Origin of the sequence: Chryseobacterium candidae, assembly GCF_004916905.1 — a bacterium.
In the GTDB taxonomy this organism is placed as follows: domain Bacteria; phylum Bacteroidota; class Bacteroidia; order Flavobacteriales; family Weeksellaceae; genus Chryseobacterium; species Chryseobacterium candidae.
On record NZ_SDLV01000003.1, the window covers coordinates 125192 to 148622 of the forward strand.

The window sequence follows — 23431 nt, forward strand, 5'->3', positions numbered from 1 at the left end:
TAATTAGTTTCTGAAGTAATGTCCGTTTGATTCAAAATAATCATACATGATGTTCCGTGCTGTACTTTCCCAGTCAATACAAACATAACTCGGCAGATTGAAAGGGATATCGTCCTCGTATAGATATTCCACGAACTCAATATCATCTGCAAACTCACCATAGTAAAAATTGTTTACGTAATCATAAAGGCTTTGAAAGTCCATTTTACCAAGATTATCCAAACAAGCTTCGTACACCTCTGCCTCATAATCTGATCCATCTATCTGATAGGCAATATCATAGATATCTTTGGATATATGGCACTCGCTAATCAGCCCTAGTTTTTCAAACAGGGAACAACATTCATAATCTTGTAGCATGAATTCAGGGCCAGATTCATCAGAATGAAGCTCATACATTGCTGTAAGTAGCTCATCATAATTTGAATAATCCAAAAGGTTTAACCATTTGCCATGTAGGCTTGCATTGTTGTACTTTGCGTACGTTCCGACATAGATACTTGCTGTATCCAAAGAATTTTTTAACTTTGTCATTGTAGATAAGTTTTTGATTGAACACTGAAATTTATTTTACACACTCCCCATTCAATATTAGTAGTATTGATGGGGTTTTTTGTTGCCTTTTAGTAGTCGAAAACCGTGCCAAATGTTATAAAAATAGGCTGGAATTCAGTGAAATAGCAGAAATATTTTGAATCCGTAGAAAATCTCTTCAAACCTGTACTAACTCTAGGCAGTAGTCTAAAAATGTTCAAAAAAAAGTACTGAGGTTTTTACACCTCCTGAAAACTTTGCCCAAATTTCTAAAGGTGGGGGTACTACCAAAAACTTGTCCTATGGTGGGGTGTTTTTGTTTAGATACCTCTTATACTGTCACATATAAAAAAGATCTTTTAATATTTCAAATTGAAGATTTTTAATGATATTTTTGCAAAACAATTTCAAATATGACTTTTACAGAAGCGAAACAGGATTTTGATAATAAATACGAAAATATAGCTGAGTTTGAATGCTTTATTCAAGCACATTTGTCCTTTGGAAAAAAGATAAATTTAAAAAAGAAGAATGGAACTAAAAACGAACAATATTACAAATGGCAGTTTTTATATTCTATAGTACAATCAGGACTTTATATTAAAGATTATATTGGTACAGAAATTCATTTTCCAAAAGGAAATAAGTCTTCGGCACCACTAAAACTTGATGGAGCAATTTTTGATGATACCTCTTGGTTTGATAAATATAAAGATTATCACGAAAATGGAAATAATGAAAGTTTAGAATGGTTACGAGAACACTTAATTGTTGCATTAGAATTTAAAAAAGAAGATAATAAGAATATAGGAGATGTTTGGGATAAGCAATTAAAAGCTTACTTAAATGAAAGTAGAAGACCTTTTTGTTTAGCAATTCTTTATGATACAGAAAGACTTTATTTATTTCGTAAGCACAACAATAAATTTTTAAGATATAGCGAAGAATTTAATACCAAAGGTGAAGATAGTAAAACCAAAGAATTGGCTTTACATCTTCCAGACCCATATATTAATATCCCAAGTTTTGAAGATATTTTAGAATGGACTGAAGCTAAAATGATTGATCGTTCAAAGAGAGGCATAAAAGAATTAGATATTATTTCAGGAGTACATTCTACACAAATTAATAATGCTATGAGTGCCATTTTACGTACAATGGATAAAGTAGGAAAGGTTGACCAAGAAGGTTTTAAAATTCTTATACAAATTCTTTCGCAAAAAATATTTGATGAGAAAAGAAACGAAAAACTAAACAATCGTTTTTTGGATTTCTATATTACTGAAGAAGAAAAAAATTATAAAACTCTTGCCGATAAGGCATTACAAGGATTTATTAAAAGGATTGATAATTTAAGAACTGAAGCATCAGGAGAATATTATCGTATTTTAAAAGATAATCCTTTAAATACAAAAAATGAAAATCATATAAAAGTACTGATTGAGGTTGTGTATCAATTTCAAGATTATTCTTTTGTTCGCTCTCATAAAACTGATCTTTACCAATTAGTATTTTACAAGTTTGCAACACCATTTTCAAAAGATGCAAATGCACAATTTGTAACTCCTCTACCATTAATTGACTTTTTGGTAAGCATTGTAAATCCAAGAAATGGCGAAACTGTAATTGATCCTACTGTTGGAATTGCTGATTTTCTTTCAGTTTCTTATGTAAACTCAAACAGTAAATTAGATGATAACAATATTTTTGGAATGGATATAGATGAGCAAATGGTAATGCTGGCTACATTAAATATGTTATTGAATGGTGACGGAAATGCAAAAATAAAAGCACAAGCAGGCTACGGTTCTTTACTTTCGAAATTTGACCATAAAGGTGAAGTACTAGAGTTAATACCAAGCATGAACCAAAAAGGAAATTGGGACAATCGGCCAGATGAAAAGCAACTGAAAAAATTTGATGTGGTTTTAACCAATCCTCCCTTTGGAGAAGATAGAGCCTTTGTACCAAAAGACGACAAAGATCTTGAAATGATACAATGCTATGAACTTTGGCATTTATATGGAAATAAAGTATCTGATTTCGACTTATTGGTCAATGATTTAAAAACAGATGTAAATAATTCCATAATCCAAACTAAGCATAAGAAAGGAGCAAAATCTAAATCCAAAATAGATTTGGGAGTTGTTTTCCTCGAAAATGCCTACCGCATTTTGAAAGAAAATGGAAGAATGGGCATTGTACTTTCTAATTCTATTGCTAGTATCGACAGCCATAAAATAGCAAGAAAATGGCTAATGGATAAAATGCGCATTGTTGCCATTTTTGATTTACCAGCCAATGTATTTGCCGAAACAGGTGTAAATACGTCAATAATTGTAGCATACAAACCCAATGAAAAAGAGCTTGCAAAGCTAAAAGCGCAAAATTACGAAGTCTACTTTAAAGGCATTGAAAAAGTAGGCTATGAAGTAAAGACAAGTAAACGAGTAAAATTCTTTTCTCCAAACTATAAAATAAATTATGAAAACTTTGAAATAGAAATTGACAAAGACGGTAGAGCTTTGCTTGATGAAGATTTTACTGAGACTATCGCTGACTTTAAGAAATGGTGCTTGAAACAAGAAAAATCTTTGCAAGATATTTTTATAAAAGTTAAGTAACTATGAGTAACACATACAGAAAAATACCAAATTCAATCTCTTTCAACTCTATTATTGAAAAAGACTACACTTTATCTTCTTCTCAATATATGGATTTAATAATGCCTAATAAAAATTTTCTGTATGTAAAAGACTTTTTGAAAAGAGGTTTACAAAGAAAAGATTTAGGTGTTGAAGTTGGTTCATTGAATTATATTGGACAATCGACACATTATTTTATTAAAACAAAAGCATTACAAGCACATTCATTTTTACCAGAAATTACAAGCGAAACAACTTTGCCAATTATGCCAAATTCATTTATAGAAATGAATTTAAAACAAGGCGATTTGCTGATTTCAAAAGACAGCAATATTGGAGAAGTAATAATTTTAGATAAAGACTATCCAAATTACATGCTATCAGGTGCAATCTATAAATTACCTGTAATTAAAAATAAGTATTATTTATTAGCATTTATAAAGCATGACATTTTTAGAGAACAATTGGATTCTATGGTTCCGAAGGGTGCAACTATTCGGCATGCAAAAACAATGTTTTTGGATTGTAAAATTCCAATGCCAAATAAAGATGCAGAAAATATAATCAAATTTGTTGAAGTTTTAACACAAGCCATAATAAACAAAGAAAAATTAATCAAAGAACGACACAAAGCCATTTTAAAAACTATAGAAACTGAATTGTTAGAAAACCAAAAATCAAATCAATTTAGTTTTGAATTACCAAGATTTAATGAATTAAAAGAAGTTGGAAGAATTGATACTGCAAGATATTCTTCTGATTATAAGAAATATGAACATTTAATTCAAAATTACAAAAATGGATTTTTCAAATTATCACAACTAGGATATACTGTAAGCAGAGGGCAAAACCTGCAAATCTCTAATATAGGAGAAAGTTTTTATTCCAATAGTAATATTAATGGCTTTTATAAATTAGCTGTATCTTCTAATTTTTCTGAATATTCAACAGTGGAGAAATTTAATTATTTGGGTAATCCAGGATCATTAAAAAAGATAGCAAAAGGAGAAATCATTTTTTCAGCAAGAGGAGCTCAATTTGGAAGAGTTGTTGTCTTCCCAGAAAACATCGAAAATACTATAACAAATATTGATAGCTTAGTTATTAAAAATGATGTTGCAAATATTGAGCAAAATATTTTTATTGCTATGTTTCTTAATAATTTGAGGTGGAATAAGCACATTTATAAAATAGCAATTACAGGTTCAGGTGCAAATAGTTTAACACAATACCAAAGTGATGATATTAATTTTCCAAACTTTGAAGCAAGTAAGCAAAAAGAAATTGCATTACTTTACTACAATGCTCAAATGGAGTACAAGTCCGACAGTTTTACATTAACTGATTTTTTAGATAGAGATAGTGAATATAATCAAAAAGCTGGTATCTACGAATTAGACAAAACAGCAAAACTATTAAAGACGCTCTTGAATAATGCTATTGATAATATAGTAAATGACAAAGATGTGATTATAAATTTTTCGTAAAAAATAAACAAAATAATCATGCCAGAAAAAAGCAAAATATGATCTTTCCAATATTACCGTTGTAAAAGATTTAAGCAATTATCATAAAAACGATTGGGTTAAGAAGATATAGACCTGAGAGAAATTCAATTCAAATATGATTTATTAAATTTCTTTAAGTTTGCATTGAATTAATAAGGCACAAAATTTGTAGTTTTGCGCAAAGACATCAACGAAAAATAATAAGTGTAAAGCTTATTGCTTTGTTAGAAAAATTTGGCGATTTTGAAAACACACGGAGCAAAAGTTAGACACCCACCCTACGGCGTGGGCGTTCTGCTTCTGTGTGTGGGTTACGCCAAATACCTTCTAACAAAGTGTGAATAGCTCACGCTTTGTTATTTTATAATACATTATAAAATGGGGTATCTACACAAAATCATTGAATTAGAAAAACAAAAGAACTTTCGAGAGATTGCTACAACTCTTTTCATGGAAGCCGAAATCAGCTACAACCAGACTGAATGGAGCGAGAAAAAACCAAACATGAAATACTGGGAGTTTGTAAGCAAAACAAAGCACCTTCTCAATCAAGAATTTCATAAAAACATTATGTTTGGCGACTTACAGCCTAATCCACATTTAATAAATGCTTATAAAATGATTGGCGGAAAAGGCGAAATTGCATTTTGGAGAGAAGACAAATATCCCCTTGACGGAGCAATAGCACGTCTTATGTTCACCCCGACAATTTACATTTACGCAAAAGAATGTTGCGAAGTATTTGAAGAAAAAATAGGCAATAAACCATTATTCATGAGTGGCTTAACTCCACAGGGAGTTGTTAACAAATACAATTCTGAAAAAAATACACTCAAATCCCCTACAAACTACACAAACAACAGCTCACAAAGTGGATGTATGGGAGTTCTATTGCTAATAATGGGAATTATAAGCCTACTAATATTACAAATTAACTTTTAAAACAATTATACATTATGAAAAAAATGATTTTTACTTTAATGTTCGCATTACCAACACTTTATTTTGCTCAGGAAGAAAAACCGAAAGAACCACAAACCGCTAAAGAGTGCGTCTTACCGAAAGATTTTAAAGAACCAATAAAAAACAACCGTCTTAAAAAGTTTGTAGCCATAGACAATGGAGTTAGCGAAAAGGACATAATTATAATTCGAGCGCAAAATGGTTTTGGAAGCGGGATTTATACGCTATGCGTTAAAGAGCAACCAATCCAATATCAAAAAATAGGGACAGTTTTTATGCGTGAGGGGAAAAATCCATTTAATAACGCAAAATGATACTGCAATTACAAGCGCAAACAAGTTGTTTTCCTGCAATCAAATTCAGACCATACAGCATTTGGGATGATGTATCACTTATTTTGACACTGTTTGTGTTTCTCATTCTGTATGTAGGTAGCATTTATTACCTTATGTTAGGGTTGAAACTAGTTATTAATGTACTAAAAAACATTTCAAAATAGAAAAATGTTAAATAATTTACAACCGATCGTATAATCTTGTCAGATTTTGTTGTCATATAGACATAAATTAAAAAAAAGACAATGTTAAAATTTGTTAAAAGTAAAAGCGATTATTTGGTCGATAATTCTTTTATTTATAGTTTAGCTATTCAATAAAAAACACGAGTGCACAAATGTTTTTTAGAATTAAGTAAATATTAATTTTAAAATCGAAAAAAAATGAATTTATCGAAATTAAACGTACAAGAACTTAGTACAAATGAAATGAGAGAAGTTGAAGGAGGTCTATATCCACTTTTACTTTTAGGAATCATCGGAGGAATGATGTATGCTCACTATGCTGCTGGAGGACTAGATTAGTTTTAAAAAGTATAGTAATATATTATGGATAATAAAGATAATAATGCAGATTATTTTGCACCATTGACTATTCTTTTCATTTTAGCATTTGCTGCTATTTGGCACTATATTTCTTTATAGAAGCCTCAAAATAAGCTTTTTACAACCATAATATTAAATAATATAGCTTCAATAGTTTATTGGAGCTATAGTTTTTCACAATATTAACTAAATAATTACTAATTATAATGTTTGATTTACCCATCGAAAAGGCAAAGATTTTAAAACAAAAAACAGAAGATTTTAAAACGAAATTAAATCAAGAATTTATTACCCATTCATCAAATGATAAAAGTATAGAAATAAAGATTTCTATTTTAGGAAATATTAAGGAAATTAACACTACTGCAAGTGTAGATATTAATCATATAATTCCCTTATTAAATGAAGCAATTAATGAAGCAAAGAGTATTTATGAAATTAGATTAGCAGAAATGTATCAGCAAGAAATGAAAAATTTGTGGAATGGTTAAAAACATTCTGTATATCAGTATTATTTTTTTTGTCTTTATCATAATTTTAGCATTACCAATTGTCAAAATTCCCATTTCTTCTTCCTCAAAAGGTATAGTTCGTTCTATAACAGAAAATACTAAACTTAATTCTGTTGTAAATGGTAGAATCATAGAAACCAAATTAGAAAAGAATAATCAATTTCTAAAACAAGGAGATACATTACTTGTTATAACAGCAGAACAATTAGATACTCAGAAACATCTACAAAATAGCCAGAGTGAAGATTATGCAGAACAGCTACAGGATTTAAACAGACTTACCAAAGGGCAATACAGTAGCTTACAGACAGGGCAATACCAAAGGGAACTTTCTGCCATGCAGGAAAAAATTGCACAGGTCCAAACTCAATTATCGTTAGCTCAAAAGGATTTAGACAGGGCTGTATTACTTTATAAGCAAGGGGTTATCCCCAAAGCAGAATATGACAAGTATTATTATGACCATCAGGGCTTTTCTAAACAAATTGCTAATATTAAAGAACAGCAAATTGCACAATGGCAGACACAAAAACGAGAGGTTGAGAGACAGTTACGTTCTTTCAGTTCAGAAATTCAACGTATCAATCAAGAACAAAAAAATTACATCATCACTGCTCCCATTTCTGGAAGATTGGTAAATTTTTCAGGAGTACAAAAAGGAAACTTCTTAGTTCAGGGACAAACTGTAGGAGAAATTTCACCTGAACAATCTTTAATTATAGAATGTTTAGTTTCTCCCAAAGATATAGGATTTATTCGAGTAGGACAAAAGGTAAAATTTCAGATAGATACTTATAATTATAACCAATGGGGACTATTAAATGGAAGGGTTCAGGAAATAGACCAGAATATAAAAGTAAATGAACAAACAGGAGAAGCTTACTTCAGGGTTCTTTGTGGAATGGATAAAAACTATTTGGAACTAAAAAATGGTTATAAAGGACAAATTGGAAAAGGAATGACCCTTACAGCCCGTTTCCACCTTATAGACCGTACTTTGTGGCAATTGTTATTTGATAAAGCAGATGACTGGTTTAATCCGAAATTGAAATAATGAAAAAAGATACATTGATTAAGCAACATGATTTAAAAGATTGTGGTGCAGCTTGTTTGGCTTCTGTTTCTGCTCACTATGGACTAAAAATGCCTATTGCTAAAATCAGGCAATTGAGCCATACCGATACAAGAGGAACTAATGTATTAGGGCTTGTACAAGGCTTGGAAGCAATGGGATTTAATGCGAAAGGAGTGAAAGGAGGGGCAGATGTTTTACCTGACATTCCATTACCTGCTATTGCTCACATTATAAGCAAAGAACAATATCATCATTACGTAGTTGTATATAAAGTTGCTAAAGGCAAAATTTCTGTGATGGACCCAGCTTTTGGTAAAATAGAAGAATACACCATCGAAGAATTTTCTAAAATATGGACTGGAGTTTTGGTTTTGTTAGAGCCTAATCAGTACTTTGAGCAAAAAAATGAAAAAACAAGCCTATATAAAAGATTTTGGAATCTGGTACAGCCCCATAAAAGTATCTTGATTCAGGCTTTGTTAGGGGCTTTGGTGTATACTATTTTAGGATTATCCACATCAATTTATATAGAAAAGATTACGGATTATGTTCTGATAGATGGAAACAGAAGACTTTTAAACCTACTATCTGTGGGAATGATTGTTATTTTGCTATTTCAAATTTTTATAGGAGCTATGAAAAGTATTCTTGTTCTGCAAACGGGACAAAAAATGGATAAGCACCTTATATTAGGCTACTATAAGCATTTATTGAAACTACCCCAACGTTTTTTTGATACCATGAAAGTGGGAGAAATCATTTCAAGGGTAAATGATGCAGTAAAGATTAGAACGTTCATTAATGATGCTGCTATTCAAATATTTGTAAATATTTTCATTGTCATTTTTTCATTTGTTTTAATGTTTACCTATTATTGGAAACTCGCACTTATAACAGCTTTGGTTATTCCGTTGTATTTTTTTGTTTATTATATTACAAACAAGTTAAACAAAAAGGTAGAAAGGAAACTAATGGAAGAAAATGCAGAATTAGAATCTCATTTAGTAGAATCTCTTAATTCTGTTCGAACCATCAAGCAGTTTGGTATAGAAACATTTGCCAACAACAAAACCGATAATGCATTCACAACACTATTAAAAACAATTTATAAATCTGTACTGAATGCTTTGTTTTCTGGTAATTCATCAGAGTTTTTATCCAGAATATTTACCATCATATTGCTGTGGGTAGGTTCAGGATATGTTATAGACAGGATTATTACTCCTGGGGAATTGTTATCTTTTTATGCTTTAATAGGTTATTTTACAAATCCTGTTTCCCAACTTATAGGAATGAACAAAATTGTACAAAATGCTTTGATTGCTGCTGACCGTTTGTTTGAAATTATGGATTTGGAAAGGGAAGAAACCACAGAAAAAATTGATTTGACAACTGAACAAATTGGGGATATTCAATTTATTGATGTTAATTTCAGTTATGGAAGCAGAGTTGATGTTTTTACTAATTTTAATTGTCTCATAAAAAAAGGACAAACAACTGCCATAATTGGAGAAAGTGGAAGTGGAAAAACTACCTTAGCAGCTTTAATTCAAAACTTATACTCTTTAAAATCTGGTAAAATCATTATTGGAGATTATGACATCAATTATATTTCAAATTATTCACTAAGGAACTTGGTTTCAGTAGTACCCCAACAAATAGATTTGTTTTCTGGCAATGTAATTGAAAATATTGCATTGGGAGAGGATTTTCCAGATATGCAAAGGATTTTACAAATCACTAAAAATCTAGGTATACTTAATTTTATTGAGAAGCTACCAAGTGGTTTCCAGACTTATTTAGGAGAAAACGGAGCTTTATTGTCAGGCGGTCAAAAACAAAGGATTGCTATTGCTCGGGCTTTATATAAGAATCCTGAAATCTTGATCTTAGATGAAGCTACTTCATCATTAGATACTGAAGCAGAAATTATTATACAAAGAACATTACAGGATTTTAAAAATCAAGGAAAAACAATGATTGTTATTGCTCACAGACTGAGTACGGTTGCTAATGCTGATACTATTCTTGTTATGAAAGAGGGACAAATTGTAGAACAAGGGCATCATAAAGAGCTACTTTCTAAAGATTCTATTTATAAATCTATGTGGGATAAACAAAGTCTTACACTTTGAGAAATAGATTTAGATAAAGTTGTAGCTATTACATCTAAAGATTAGAAACAGGCTCAAAACAAGCCTGTTTTTTATTGTCTTTGATTAGTTTTTCATTATATACATTGTTGAATAATCAATCATTCACATTATTCTATATCTTGTATATTATCATCCACCACCCCATAAAATAGCTGTTCATATTTCCTATCCAATAGGTCTTTGAAATATTTTTTTGTGTGCAACATATCATTATCTGCGAGTAACTTTTGAAACGCTTGTTTAACTCTATTAATGTTAGGTTTACCTTTTAAATCACGCCAAAATGAGGGTTCTAAATAATTTCCAATCGCTTGTTTTATATTTTCTGCAAGACCTTCCTTTTGGTTTCTGTTATCTGTCAAAATAAAATTATCCATTTTTTCACAAAAGTATTTGTACAAATTCTCTATACTCTCATTAGCAAATAAATCATCAAACTGAGTTATACCCAGTTCCCTTAAATGGTTAGATTTTAACACAATCTCAACCCTCATAATATTGGTATGTAAATGTTTTTGTTTCTTTTTACTGTAGACCTTAAAACCGAATTTGTTATGTAAGAATTTTACAAAACAAGTATTGGCATCATTATAATTACTTGTCGGAGCTTTATAATCATACAGCAGGAAATTATAGTTAATATAATCGTCTGGATCACGTTCCACTTTTAAATTGAAACCGAACTCAAGCTCTGTAATGGTCGCATCATTTAAATCCAGACCTTCAAAAAATTCCTGCAATGTTTCCAATGACTGTAAAACCTCCGTATAGTAGAAATCATTATAGTTATTATCCAGTAAATGACTGTAATCATTATCATCTCCCCTGCTACTTAAGTCATTATGCATTAAATGATTAAAATACTTATGTATAGAACCTTCTAAAACCGCCATTTTTTCGCTTATTCTCAATTTAAGATTCTCTATATCAGCAATTATAGGATAAGTCGTAAATGAGGCTTTATTTTCCGTTAATTGTTTTTTTTGTAAAGCAGGAATATTTTTCCTAAAAACATCTAAACATTTCTCTAATAAAGTTTTTTGTCTGGATTCTGCAACATTTGTAGTTATGTGTTTTCTCTGTACAGTAGGAAATTTATCCCCATTAGCATTTAACCACTTTTCTACAATGGTTTTATCTTTAAATTGTAGTTTTATATTATCTAACATTATAAGCGGTTTTATGGTTATACAAAAAACTTACATCACTATTTTTAATGAAAACAGGAGCATTAGCTCCCGTTTCTTTTAATTTGCTTAAATATATCTGTCTAAACATAATTGTCTAATTTTTAAGCAATAGAAACCCTATACAAAGGAATTTCCCATTGCAGATTATAGATTAACTTTAAAATTTTAGTTTTAAAGTCTGAAAGAATCTAGAATGTTCAGACTTTTTTAGATTGTAATTCTAAAACCTTATATTATATCAGGCTTTGAATAGTTTGTTAAGATTTTATTCATAATATTTCATTTGATATTAGTGCATTAATTAAAATTTGTTTGTTTAAAATATGTTAAGCGTTACAAAATTTCCCTGAATTACTAATAAAATTCAACACATCACTTTTTCTGTAAAGATAATTTCTCCCTGATTTACCAAAAGGTTTTAAAATGCCCTTTTTGCGCCAATCAATAATAGTAGGTCTCGATTTTCTCGTAAGCTTACATACTTCATTCGTTAATAAATATTCTTCTTCCGCATTTGAAGAGACTTTTTCAATACTTTCTATTTTAGAAAGAATTACATTCATTTTCTCGTCAGAAGTACTCACTGAAGAGAAAGCCGCTAAAAACTGTGTGAGCGCAGTAATAACATTTGAGTTTTCAATGTTTTTGTCCATTATCTTATATTATTTTATTAATTATTATTTTATACATAACAAATTTTTGGGTATAAAAAAAAGACCCCCTCATTCAAAAAGGTCTTTGATCTATCTTAAATTTTTATATGTCTATTGTTCTTTTTCTGCTATTATTTAATACAATTTTAAATTTAAGGACATAATTATCCTGTTAGACAATAAAAACATCAATTATTGCCTTTAAAGCAAAAAACCTATGAATGCCAATGTAACATTTATAGGTTTTTTACATTATTTTGATTTTTACTCGTCAAAATAATTAATAAGAGTCAAACTATATTATCTATTTGATAAAAATACCATTTAACTTTCTAATCAACCTATTATCAAAAACCGTGCCAAATTTATATTATTTCTGAATATCTATATTTTATTTTACAATTTCTTGAAAGCATTATACTATATGATACAACACACGTAAATAAACCATGATTGTAATATTAGAAAAAATGCTTATTTTTGCAACCACATATTTCTTTAAAGAGTTAAGATCAAATTAAGGCACATGTCCCCAAAATGTCCCTAATTCATAAAAGAAAAATGTAAGTTATTGAATATTAATTAAATGGGTTACGGGGTGATATTCCCCTATAGGCTACTCAACTACATCAATCAATCCCTGATCAATAAAGGTTAAGGGATTTTTTCATTCCAAAAATCAACAGAATCTCCACGAATTTTAAAAGAACGCCTCTACACACTTTGTACAGGGCGAATTTCGAAAATCTTTTTTGATATCTAAAATTTTTCTTTCCTTTCGTTACCTTTCTTGTTTCTTGAAATTGATTCGGGAATATTCCATGCTCTCAGGGCTGAAAACAGAATTATTATTGAAGGAAAATTGAGAAAATAAAAAACAGGCTTAAAATAGACCTGTTATTATTTTGTTAATCAAATGTTTCAAATGTATCAGTATTTTTATCATACTTCGCAAGTAATTTGAGTTCCTTTATTTTGTTGTTTGACGTATCAAAAAAGTGTACTTTATTCACATCATCAATAACAATACTACCACTATGTTCTCCATCAAAAAATGATACTGTTTGAGCCTTTATTTCTCCATTTGAAAAATTTCGATATTCTTTTGTCTGAATTTCAGGGCTAATGAATTCAAAGTTAATTTTTGCATTACAAATGAATTGATTAATTGTGATTTTCTCATCTTCATACTCAAAAAAAATCCCTTCACAATTAACAGCAAATTGAATTTTATGTTGTGGTGTATTGTCTTTAAGCCAATTATTGAAGGCTTGACCACTAACATACTTCCAATTTGGCTTAACTGCTTCTTCTAATAGATCATACAAAACAAGTTTTTTCCCTGAAGCTGAAATCAATTGTAATTCTTGAACACTTTTTATTCTGATTTCTGATAATCTTGGATTTTCTTCACAATAAATATCTAAAAGTTCAAACCCAAGAAACACTGGTTTTATACGAGAAATTGGGAATAATATATCACTTGCATTACTTTGGATGTCATCAAAAGTGTACAAACTAATTCCAAAGTTTTTGGCTGCATCAATTGCATCTTTTTGAAATCCTATTTGAGACACAAAAATTTTCTTATTAATTGATGGGATTCTCTGGCATTTAGAATTGAAAGCTTCGATTTTTTCAACCGAAACTTTCGCTTTGTATTCTTTGCATTCAATCGCAATTTTAATCTCAAAATTATTAATTGTTGACTCAATTAAAACATCAATTTCCCTCTTATTTCCACTCTCGTTTGGAATTTTATAATTACTATGGACTTTTGTGTTCGGATTGGTTTTATAGACCTCTTCAACAATTCTAACCAATTTCTCCAAATTCTTGCCGTCTTTTGCCATAACCAATGCTTTCGACTTTTTATTCTATTAATTTAAATGTATCATTTTTTTTCTTCATTCGTTATTGCTTATCATAAGGGAACGAAGGGCTTATGAATTTCATTTTTACAGGCTTACCTTGTTTATCATAAATAATTTCAAAAACTCCATGATCTACATATATTCCTTTGACTTTCATTGTTTCAGCATCTACAACAGAATAGTATGGTGTTGGAATGCCAAATACATCGTGATAAAAATCAACACTATAGTGACTCCATTCTTTTCCATCATACATTTTCTGCTTTTCATTAAATATGGCATCCATAAATTCCAATTCTTCTTCTGAATTTCCGTACTGAAATTTTAGTTGGTCTAATACTTTTAGGGTTGCCTCTATTGCTTTTTTTTGTTCTGTTGTTTTTTCCATTGTTTTTAAATCTTTTTATAATCAATCCCTGTTTCTTCTAATTTTTTTATTGCTTTATTTAAAATCATCTCTGCATGCTCTAATTCTAAATCGTTGAACAAGTGTTTTTTCTCCATTATTTTGTCAAATACATATTTTTCTCTTTTGTAGGTTCTGATTGCTCTCTCAACTTTTGTTCCATTGGCTCCAGCCAGATATACCTCTTTCCCTAAAAGTTTAAATTCCAATGCATGCTGTATTTCATGGAAAGCTTCATAAAAAGTAAACTTTTTTCTAAAAAACAACTCTCTGCTTGTTGGGCTAAAACCTGCTTGAGCTCCACTGGCATCTAAAAATTTATCTTCACCTCTTCTCATAACAACTCCTACATCCCCCAAAACTTCTGCAATATATTTTTCAAGAGCCTTCATTTGCCTGTTATTCATATATTCTCTGCCCAAGAATTTTCCACGTTTACTCGCTTCTTTTCCTTCCCAGCCTAACTCATCCAACAATTCATCAAAAACCTCTTCTTCTCTGCCTAATAATTGATTAAATTTGGTCTTTAAGTAATTGGCTAATCTTCCATTCTTTATCGCTTCTACCAATTCCAAAAATTCCCTTTCCAACCATTTATAAAGGTCTTTTGCCGAATTAGCAACTTTCTTTCCTAAACCTTTTCCAAAATTAAGAGCCTTTGCTCCTGCCTGCTCTGCTTTGGCAGTTATTCTGCTGATCTTCGCAGAAGTTTGTGCTACCAAAGAACTACCTCCTGTAAAATAAGCAATAATTGCATCTAAGATAAGTTCAAAAGCAACACCCCCAATGAAGTATGCCCAAAAATACTCATTCAGGTCTTTTATTTGGATGAATTTCTTTTTCAGCATATCAAAGAACTGAGAAATTTCTTTCCATATCTTTCCGTCACTAAAGAGATTTTTAATACCCTCAAAAAATTCTTTAGAGTTTTTTGCAAATAAATCTACAAAATCTTCTATAAATTCCAATTTTTCCTGATGCTTTGCCAATTCCAAAGGACTGCTTTTTTCTATTTCAAAAAGTGGAAATTTTTCCACTACCATAGCCAAAAGCATAATAATGGTTTGTACCAATGAGATAAGTCCATTGAGTAAACCACACAAGAAAGCATTAATTTTAGCTATCTCGCTATTGAGTTCCGCTTTAATGAAGTTTTCAATTCCTGAAACAGTATTCAGCAGCTCATTAAAAACAGCTTTTAATTTATTGTACACTACTTTAACGCTTTCAGGCATATTGTCTTCTATGGCATTTTTCACTAAAAAAGTAACAGCGAAAAGAATATCATCTGCAATAGTAGGGGTGGCTTTTACGATATTGAAAACAGCGGCAGTAGAAATTTCATCAAATGAAGTAATGAAGCCTTTAAGATTTTTCAATCCATCTGCCACAATATGTGGAGAATCGGACATATTCTTGTATTGATTGTTGGGAAATGGAACAGGAATAATAGGTTTGTATTTCATTTCCTGTTGTGGAAAACCACTTGCACCTATTTTATTTTGGAAATTGTTATACATAGGCAACACATAGTATTTTATGTAGTCGTAGTTTTCTTCTGTGAACTTCCATTTTTCAGTGGCTTCTATGCCTCCTTTTAACCAATCTGCTAATTGGTTGTTCAATGAAGATACTTTTTTGAAGGCATCATTTATCTTACTTTTATCTAAAATTTCCAAGTAAATAGCACCTTTCAAAAGGATTGCATTAATTCCATAATCTTCTGCAATCACTTTCATAAGACTATTGAAATCTGATACATTTCTGTCTAAAGTATTTCCGTCATAATTGATTGTTTTTCCCTTACTGTAATAGTGTTTTATCAATTGCTTCCTTGCATAATCTCCCATTTTTACCCGACAGGCTGTTCCAAAAAAATTACTGGTATTTTTGGAGGTCATTTCGTAATAAATTATAAAGTAATCAGGCTCAATAGGATCTTTTTCATACCTGTCAAAAACCTCTGTTCCACTTTCACAAAAAACAGCCTGATGATGAACCACACTGTATTTTTCTGATTGAGGATAGCTGTCTTTTAACTCTGGAGGAACAACAAATGTTTCATAAAATACACTATTTTCTCCTAAAGGACTGCCAATGTCTCTGCTTAAGACGTAATTTAATCTTTGTATCATATCATTTGAATTTATTATGAGCCAAATGTAGATTCGGGTAACGACAGAACTTGACGTATTATATTTATTTTACTTGAGACTTCACCTCATAATATTGCTATTAGCAATATTTGTATTAAGAATTATTTGAAAAAAGCATTATATTTGCAAAAATTTCACCATAGTTGGTAACACCAATATGGTCACACTGATGAAAAATATTATTGATAAATCATTGTTTGCAGTTTTCTGCAGACTATCAAATTTTATATCATGCCGGATTTAAAAATACAAGAAGCGAAATTGCTTTTTAAGAAAATCCACTCTAACCCAAAAAGTTACGATTTACAAATCAATGAAGGCGGGATTACAGGCAGAGATGATAAAATCAGTTTCAGGCTTTACAGGACTGGAGAAAGGGTTGCTTTTGAAGTAACAATTGACGGACTTACTTTCACCAATACCACTGGAGAATGGAATAATGCACTGATCATGCTGGGAAATACGATCAAAAAATTAGAGAAAGAACAAGAAAATTTAAAAATAGAACAGGCAATAAATAAACTTAGAAAGTACCTATCAGAAGAAAATTAAATTTTTTAAAAATAAATTTGGTAGTTTAAAAAAAAGTTTATAGTTTTGCACTCACATTTAAACGATATGGCAAATCATAAATCAGCACTAAAAAGAATCAGACAAAACGAAACTAGAAGACTTCGTAACAGATATTACCACAAGACTGCTAGAACAGCTTTAAAAGCTTTAAGAAATGAAGAGAACAAAGCTGCTGCTACAGAACAATTGCCAAAAGTTATCGCTTTATTGGATAAATTAGCTAAGAAAAATATTATCCACAAAAACAAGGCAGCTAACTTGAAAAGCAAATTAACAAAACACGTTAATAAATTAGCGTAACAATATAGCTGGCCCGTTCGTCTATCGGTTAGGACCTCAGATTTTCATTCTGGTAAGAGGGGTTCGATTCCCCTACGGGCTACAATAAGAGTTGATACTTACTAAAACAAAAGCTAACACATTACCTCGGTAATGGAAGATAGAGGGCCCGTTCGTCTATCGGTTAGGACCTCAGATTTTCATTCTGGTAAGAGGGGTTCGATTCCCCTACGGGCTACTTACATCTTATAAGACCACTGTAATAACGGTGGTTTTATAAAGATCAAAGTAGAAAAAGCTATATTAAAATAAATCTAACCGGCCCGTTCGTCTATCGGTTAGGACCTCAGATTTTCATTCTGGTAAGAGGGGTTCGATTCCCCTACGGGCTACAAAGGACTTTTTCGAAGGTCCTTTTTTCGTTTCTATATACAGATTTCAGGGAATCTTTTCCACACTCCCCAATAGTTTTTTATGCTATTTTTATTCTCTAAAGTAAAGTCATATTAAATTTCATTAAAAATATCACCAATAATGGAAATATTATTTCATATTTATTCTATTAATTATTAAATTTGAATAAAACTATTCATTCTAAAATATATAACATGAAATTCAATTTACTTTCGGGAAATCAATTCTCTATTAAAGCCGGATTGATGGCTTTATTTTTATTTTCTGCCAGCACAATGTCATTAGCACAAGACAGAATTTACGCGCATGCACAAAGTTCAGGCGTATTCGGAGTAGCCTGCCTGGGATGTCGTATAGATAATCCACTTAATGCTGTAGGTTTTAACGAAGACGACTATTCAACAATGGTATTGGGAACCGTGCTATTGGGAGGGATTCAGCAAACTCTTCTTTTCCCGGACCTGAGATCAGACACAAGACTGGTAGTAGGAATCGGAACAGATAATATCCCGTTATCAGTACAATTATTGAGCGGAGTAACACTGGAAACCATGAATGGCGGCACTTCTAACGATGATCGAAGAACAATCGATGTAAGCCTCCTTAAATTGGGAGCAACTCCTAACAGAGGTACAATAGAATTCAAGCCTGCAAAACCCTATGATGGAATAAGAATCGGATTAACCGGCGGTGTTCTGAGCCTTGGTGGTGGTTTCAGAATTTATTATGCTTATCAGGATCCATTAATAAATATTATGGCTCATAGTCAAAACGGACGGATTACTCTTGGCGGAAATGTTCCTGTGGAGGGTTCAGAAGTCACCCTGTTCAATACTTCAGGAAAAGAAGTATTCCGTGCAACATTGAACTCAAATACATTCGAAGCAAAACAACCGGAAGGTGTTTACATCATGAATGTACAGACCAGGGAAGGTAAAACATATTCCAGAAAAATTTTAATCAAATAATTTAATAAGCGATAATATAAATACGGCAGACTTTGTTAGCTTGCCGTTTTTTTTATATTCATTTTTCAGATCAAAAATGGCAGCAAGCCCTTTAAACAATAATAAAACTACAATTACAAATATCAATAAATCATTGACAATTCACATAATTATGAAATAAAACAAGTAACATAATTGTTTTAATTACAAAAAGCTAAAACCAAAATTTTTCTACATATGAAATCTTATTTATTACTTAGCCAACGCACCATGAAAACTTCAATTTTGGCATTATTCCTATTTTTAACCAGCACAATGTCTTTTGCTCAGATTGTAAAAACCTACGCAGACAGCCAGACCAATCAGGTATTTGGAGTATGTCTGGGTTGTGGTGTATTGAATCCTGAGAATGCGGTAGGAAGCAACGAGAATGACTACTCTACTTTACAGGTGTCAGTAGGTCTTCTTGCGAGAACGGAACAGACATTAATTTTCCCAACTACCAATATTGCAAACAATACCAACAAGCTTGTTCTTGCCATTGGTTCAAACGGAACTCCATTATCTGCTCAGGTGTTGGGTGGTGTATCTATTGAAACATTTAATGGAGATGTATCCAATAACGATTATACAAGTCTTGCTACAAAAATCATCAACATTGGAGCCGGAGATCCCAGCAAAGGTGAAATTGAGATGACGATGAACATTCCTTTTGACCGTATAAAAATTAATGTTAACTCAGGGGTATTGAATATTGGTGGTGAGCTTAGAGTATATTATGCTTACCAATACAAAGATCCATTCATTAATTTCATGACGCATAGTAATGATGGGCAATTTACTCTGGACAAAAATGTTTCTGCTGAAGGTTCGGAGGTTACTCTCACTAATACTTCAGGCAAAGAAGTATTCCGTTCCAGGCTGACATCAAATTCTTTTGAAACAAAACAGCCACAGGGAGTATATATTATGAAACTTCAGACAAAAGAAGGAAAAACATATGCTAAAAAAGTGATAATTAAATAAGAAAAAACATAACAGATTGAATCCGGCAAGCTTTCCAAGCTTGCCGGATTTTCATATCCAATTTATAATCATATTGAATGATAAATAAAAAACCTCTGGTCAAAATTGACCAGAGGTTTTATTAACAAGATTACGATCTAAACCGGTATTAGTTTTTGATTAATTTTTGTTGATATACTGCTTTATCTGTGACAGCCTTTAAAATATAAATACCTTTTGGAAGTGTTGTCACATTGATCTGTGCGTTGTTCAGCTGTGCATTCACTACTCTGCCTGAAGTGTCATAAATAGAAACATTCTGGATTTTCTCCTGTGTTTTAATGGTAAGAATATCAGTTACAGGATTCGGATAAATGCTGAATTCAAGTTTTTTCACCTCAGCGGCGGCTAAAGTTGATGTAGTACTGTTTACTGTAATGTTTTTTTCAACCAGTTTACCATTGGAGTTAAAACCAATCACAATATCAGATGTGCCTGAAACAAGTGGTGTTAAAATCAATTCATCATTGGTATTAATCACAGCAGACACCGCTGTAGGATTGCTGTTTGATTTTATCGTTTTCACAACAGATACCGCCATATTATCGGCATCAGAAACTATTGATTTCAGATCAATCGTTGTTATGTTTCCGGCAGTAACCTGAGAAGGTAAAATGTTACTTACAACAGGAACCGAGTTATTGGTAAATACCGTTAATGAAGGAAACCAATAGTAATCATTCAATGTTTTTGTATTGATAAGAGTTCCGGTCATATCATAAGTATGAATCCAGTTTTTCTGGTAGTGTGCTCCATATCCGCTTTCTGTAGTATTAAGAACTAATTCTCCGGTAACCGGGTTTACACGAAGTGCTGCTCCGTAAGGAATCTGTTTAAACTGACCTGTTTGTCCGGGAATTTCAGCAAAGTCTTCATTAAATGTTTTCGTGGTAACATCAAATCTTACAATCTTTGTTCCTGAACTCCAGCTGCTAATTGAATTGATCCAGTATAAAGCATTTTCTTTATTACTTGCTGTAAATCTGCCTGCATTCCATGCCCCCCAGTCTCCAAAATATTTAGTGGTAGGAATATTATAAACCTGTGTTGCAAAAGTAGTAGGATTAATGTTGATCAGCTTCTGATCCTGAATCCCCCAAACACTTCCGTCTTTGGCCTGAACCACTGAGTAGAAGCCTCCCGCAATAGTACTCACTATCGTATCGGTATTAGGATTAATGACTAAAATTCCTGCCCCTTGCTTTACTGCAAAAACATATTGTGAAGTTCGGATCATATTTCCAATCTGTCCGTTTCCTCCTGTCCCGGTTATTAAAGAACCTACCTGCAAATTATCAATATTGAAAGTAACAATACCAGTAGAAGTGCCAATGTAGCCTTTATGCTCGTTTACTCCCACAAATGATCTACCATCACCACCTCCAATGTTATTAAATCCAGCAATTTTCTGCATAGTTTGTGCATTGGCTACAACCAATCTTCCTCCCGGAGTATATTGCGTATCACCTCCATCAGCAGCTTGTTTTGAAACGAAATAGAATTTATCACCATAGATCGTTCCGTATTGTGTAGTTGCTCCAAAAGCCTGATTATTGTTTGCATTACTGTAGACACGGTAATTAATCTGGCCGTTATTATCAATGAAGTTTACGGAACCGTTGGTATGGCCAAACCATTCTTCGTTCACCATAAAATATCCATTGGTATAGTTTGTAGAAGCTACAAATGGAGAAACAGGAGTAATGGTAGAAGAAACAGGTGTTACATTAAATCCTACATTAAAGTTCCATACATCCCAGGAACCATTTTCCAATGCACGGGAGGAAGCACCAACACTGGAATATCCGAAATCAGCATCTGCCGGATTTTTCACCCAGTACGCCCAGTATCCGTTCACAGTCCAGCCAGACTGCCAATGATCGTTCGCGGCATCTACTATCGTGTAGCTGTCAAAATCATAAGCCGTAGTATTGACAAAACCATTCACCGGATATAAAGGATAAGTGGTATTTCCGCTTTTTATCAGAGCATTGGTCCCCTGACCGTTCAGATCAAATCCAATTCCTCCGACTGCTGATCCAAACTGTGTTCCCTGATAAAGCAGGGTATATAATCTGTGGTCTGCTTTAGCAATAGCTTTCAGCATGTCTTCCCCTGTAGCATTTCCGTTCCATTTGAATCCCCAAACCATAGCATCCGGGTTTTTACCGTCGTTCCACTGTACTACAAAAGCAGCCTGATTGGTTCCGGACCCTACCCAATACTGAATATCAGAAAAACTGATGGTAGTGGTATTAAGATTACTGATCCCTGAAATATCATTTCTGGGCACACCCTGTACTTTTATCTGCGCATTGGATAAGCATGCAAACAGAAAAAGCATCATAAAAAGATAAAACTTTTTCATTTTTTATTAATTTAAATAGATTGTATTATTAATTTATTATTTGAAATGTAAATCGTAAGCTCCCGCTACTTCTGTAGAGACTTCTCCCAGCCAGCCAGCTTCCTGATTGACTCCTGTATATATTTTCATAAAATCGATGCCCGGAAGTTTTACATATTTTCCGTTTCTGTCTACCGCCCATGAAATATCAATATTGGAGGCATCATCATTGTTCGGTGCATTATCAGCATATCCAAACTCATATGATTTTCCTACCCAATACGATCCGTCACCGTTCTGATCGTAAAAATTATTCGCAAGTCTTGTTCCCGAAAAGCTGTAATAAGGATCTGTAAACCATAAAGGATAATAGCTCTGGGTGTGAAAGGTATTTTTTGTTTTGAATCCCTGATTTCCCAGATTGTCACTCCACTTGATATATTCCACATCAGTCTGCCAGAATTCAGTTCCGGGTACAGGTGTTTTATTTTCGTTAGGCTTATGATAAGTTATACTGTAGTCTTTAAGTGTAGCATTTTTGAAATATTCACTGCCTGCAATTTCGTACCATTCATCATTATCGGGTTTTCCGTTTTTATTTCTGTCGTAGGCCACCATAATAATTCCCGGTTCACAAGATCCTGAACGCTGATCCGCGGCATCATTTCCAAAGAATGCATTTCCCAGTACTTTAAAATCACGTCCGTTTAAATTGGGAATCGTATGATCAAAACCGAACACTACATATCCGCCATATCCTCCCAGGCTGATCATCGTAGAATTACCTCCCACTAAAGATTCATTGGCTTTCTGAAGCATATTCGCTGTGGTATTTCCAGGTAGATATTCCGGGATTTCGTTCATAAACTGTCCTACGGCAGGACGGAACTCCAATACTTTAGAAATATATTTACTGTAAGGTGTTTTTTCCTTGGTTACGATTATTTTAGAATGAAAAACCTGCTCGCTTCCATTATTGTTAATCTTTAAAGTCAAAGGATAAGCATCTGCAGTAGGACTGATGAACTCAAGTTCTGAACTTTGAGAAATAATAGAATCGTTGATACTCCATGTAACCGATCCTGAAGCATTGGTAGGAATACTCAACACCTTTAAACGTTCAATGGTATAGGAATCATCAAGGCCTTTAAAGGTAAATTCCTCTTCATCATCGTGTTTACAGGCGATCACTCCTAAAAGGAAAAAGGATAAAAGTCCGGTTTTTAAATCAGTAAATGTATTTCTGTTCATGTC

General features: G+C 32.2%; 20 protein-coding genes and 3 tRNA genes. 15 read left to right on the top strand and 8 right to left on the bottom strand.

What is annotated here, in order from left to right:
* Positions 1-3 precede the first annotated feature (3 nt).
* Positions 4-534 (bottom strand): antirestriction protein ArdA, encoded by a 531-nt coding sequence (locus EK417_RS01365; protein ID WP_136521113.1) that lies wholly within the window; start codon positions 532-534, stop codon positions 4-6.
* 413 nt (positions 535-947) lie between these two features.
* On the opposite strand from EK417_RS01365, the gene EK417_RS01370 reads away from it, so the two are divergent.
* The 8 genes from EK417_RS01370 (at position 948) to EK417_RS01405 (ending at position 10252) form a co-directional block, all read left to right on the top strand.
* The gene (locus tag EK417_RS01370; RefSeq protein WP_136521114.1) at positions 948-3158 is read left to right on the top strand and encodes an HsdM family class I SAM-dependent methyltransferase; all 2211 of its coding nucleotides are present in this window, start codon (positions 948-950) and stop codon (positions 3156-3158) included.
* A 2-nt stretch (positions 3159-3160) separates the two neighbouring features.
* Complete coding sequence (locus tag EK417_RS01375; RefSeq protein WP_136521115.1) at positions 3161-4666, top strand: restriction endonuclease subunit S domain-containing protein; 1506 nt, start codon at positions 3161-3163, stop codon at positions 4664-4666.
* Between the two features lie 471 nt (positions 4667-5137).
* The gene (locus tag EK417_RS01380) at positions 5138-5629 is read left to right on the top strand and encodes a hypothetical protein (RefSeq protein WP_136521116.1); all 492 of its coding nucleotides are present in this window, start codon (positions 5138-5140) and stop codon (positions 5627-5629) included.
* A 14-nt stretch (positions 5630-5643) separates the two neighbouring features.
* Positions 5644-5964, top strand: coding sequence for a hypothetical protein (locus tag EK417_RS01385; protein ID WP_136521117.1), 321 nt, complete (start codon positions 5644-5646; stop codon positions 5962-5964).
* 404 nt (positions 5965-6368) lie between these two features.
* The gene (locus EK417_RS01390; protein ID WP_105700815.1) at positions 6369-6509 is read left to right on the top strand and encodes a class IIb bacteriocin, lactobin A/cerein 7B family; all 141 of its coding nucleotides are present in this window, start codon (positions 6369-6371) and stop codon (positions 6507-6509) included.
* Between the two features lie 227 nt (positions 6510-6736).
* Positions 6737-7021, top strand: coding sequence for a hypothetical protein (locus EK417_RS01395; RefSeq protein ID WP_136521118.1), 285 nt, complete (start codon positions 6737-6739; stop codon positions 7019-7021).
* A complete protein-coding gene (locus EK417_RS01400) occupies positions 7014-8096 on the top strand; it encodes an HlyD family secretion protein (RefSeq protein WP_136521119.1) in 1083 nt (360 codons plus the stop codon). Before EK417_RS01395 ends, EK417_RS01400 begins: the two co-directional genes overlap by 8 nt.
* A complete protein-coding gene (locus tag EK417_RS01405) occupies positions 8096-10252 on the top strand; it encodes a peptidase domain-containing ABC transporter (RefSeq protein WP_136521120.1) in 2157 nt (718 codons plus the stop codon). The genes EK417_RS01400 and EK417_RS01405 overlap by 1 nt, the downstream gene beginning before the upstream one ends.
* 128 nt (positions 10253-10380) lie before the next feature.
* Here the strand turns inward: EK417_RS01405 and EK417_RS01410 are convergent, their stop codons facing one another.
* The 5 genes from EK417_RS01410 to EK417_RS01430 all read right to left on the bottom strand — a co-directional run bounded on the left by EK417_RS01410 (position 10381) and on the right by EK417_RS01430 (position 16531).
* Positions 10381-11442, bottom strand: coding sequence for a hypothetical protein (locus EK417_RS01410; RefSeq protein ID WP_136521121.1), 1062 nt, complete (start codon positions 11440-11442; stop codon positions 10381-10383).
* A gap of 347 nt (positions 11443-11789) precedes the next feature.
* Positions 11790-12116, bottom strand: a complete 327-nt coding sequence (locus EK417_RS01415; protein WP_136521122.1) for a helix-turn-helix domain-containing protein — start codon at positions 12114-12116, stop codon at positions 11790-11792.
* Between the two features lie 908 nt (positions 12117-13024).
* Positions 13025-13969: a restriction endonuclease gene (locus EK417_RS01420; RefSeq protein WP_136521123.1), complete on the bottom strand. Its 945-nt coding sequence runs from the start codon at positions 13967-13969 to the stop codon at positions 13025-13027.
* Between the two features lie 61 nt (positions 13970-14030).
* Positions 14031-14378, bottom strand: a complete 348-nt coding sequence (locus tag EK417_RS01425) for a hypothetical protein (protein WP_047422373.1) — start codon at positions 14376-14378, stop codon at positions 14031-14033.
* A 5-nt stretch (positions 14379-14383) separates the two neighbouring features.
* Entirely contained in the window at positions 14384-16531 is a 2148-nt protein-coding gene (locus tag EK417_RS01430) for a zincin-like metallopeptidase toxin domain-containing protein (RefSeq protein WP_136521124.1), read from the bottom strand.
* 252 nt (positions 16532-16783) lie between these two features.
* Here EK417_RS01430 and EK417_RS01435 point away from each other — a divergent pair, with 252 nt between their 5' ends.
* The 7 genes from EK417_RS01435 (at position 16784) to EK417_RS01465 (ending at position 19791) form a co-directional block, all read left to right on the top strand.
* Positions 16784-17104, top strand: a complete 321-nt coding sequence (locus EK417_RS01435) for a hypothetical protein (RefSeq protein ID WP_076597979.1) — start codon at positions 16784-16786, stop codon at positions 17102-17104.
* Between the two features lie 66 nt (positions 17105-17170).
* Positions 17171-17425: a 30S ribosomal protein S20 gene (rpsT, locus tag EK417_RS01440; protein ID WP_002983073.1), complete on the top strand. Its 255-nt coding sequence runs from the start codon at positions 17171-17173 to the stop codon at positions 17423-17425.
* A 10-nt stretch (positions 17426-17435) separates the two neighbouring features.
* Positions 17436-17507 (top strand) — tRNA-Glu (locus tag EK417_RS01445).
* A 63-nt stretch (positions 17508-17570) separates the two neighbouring features.
* Positions 17571-17642: transfer RNA gene (locus tag EK417_RS01450), tRNA-Glu, on the top strand.
* 82 nt (positions 17643-17724) lie between these two features.
* A tRNA-Glu gene (locus EK417_RS01455) sits at positions 17725-17796 on the top strand.
* Between the two features lie 216 nt (positions 17797-18012).
* The gene (locus EK417_RS01460) at positions 18013-18786 is read left to right on the top strand and encodes a T9SS type A sorting domain-containing protein (RefSeq protein WP_136521125.1); all 774 of its coding nucleotides are present in this window, start codon (positions 18013-18015) and stop codon (positions 18784-18786) included.
* Positions 18787-19035: 249 nt separating this feature from the next.
* Positions 19036-19791 (top strand): T9SS type A sorting domain-containing protein, encoded by a 756-nt coding sequence (locus EK417_RS01465; RefSeq protein WP_168801915.1) that lies wholly within the window; start codon positions 19036-19038, stop codon positions 19789-19791.
* A 148-nt stretch (positions 19792-19939) separates the two neighbouring features.
* Here EK417_RS01465 and EK417_RS01470 read toward each other — a convergent pair whose 3' ends face one another.
* Both EK417_RS01470 and EK417_RS01475 read right to left on the bottom strand, forming a co-directional pair.
* Positions 19940-22198, bottom strand: coding sequence for a DUF5074 domain-containing protein (locus EK417_RS01470; RefSeq protein WP_136521127.1), 2259 nt, complete (start codon positions 22196-22198; stop codon positions 19940-19942).
* A gap of 36 nt (positions 22199-22234) precedes the next feature.
* Complete coding sequence (locus EK417_RS01475; protein ID WP_136521128.1) at positions 22235-23428, bottom strand: cell surface protein; 1194 nt, start codon at positions 23426-23428, stop codon at positions 22235-22237.
* Positions 23429-23431 lie beyond the last annotated feature (3 nt).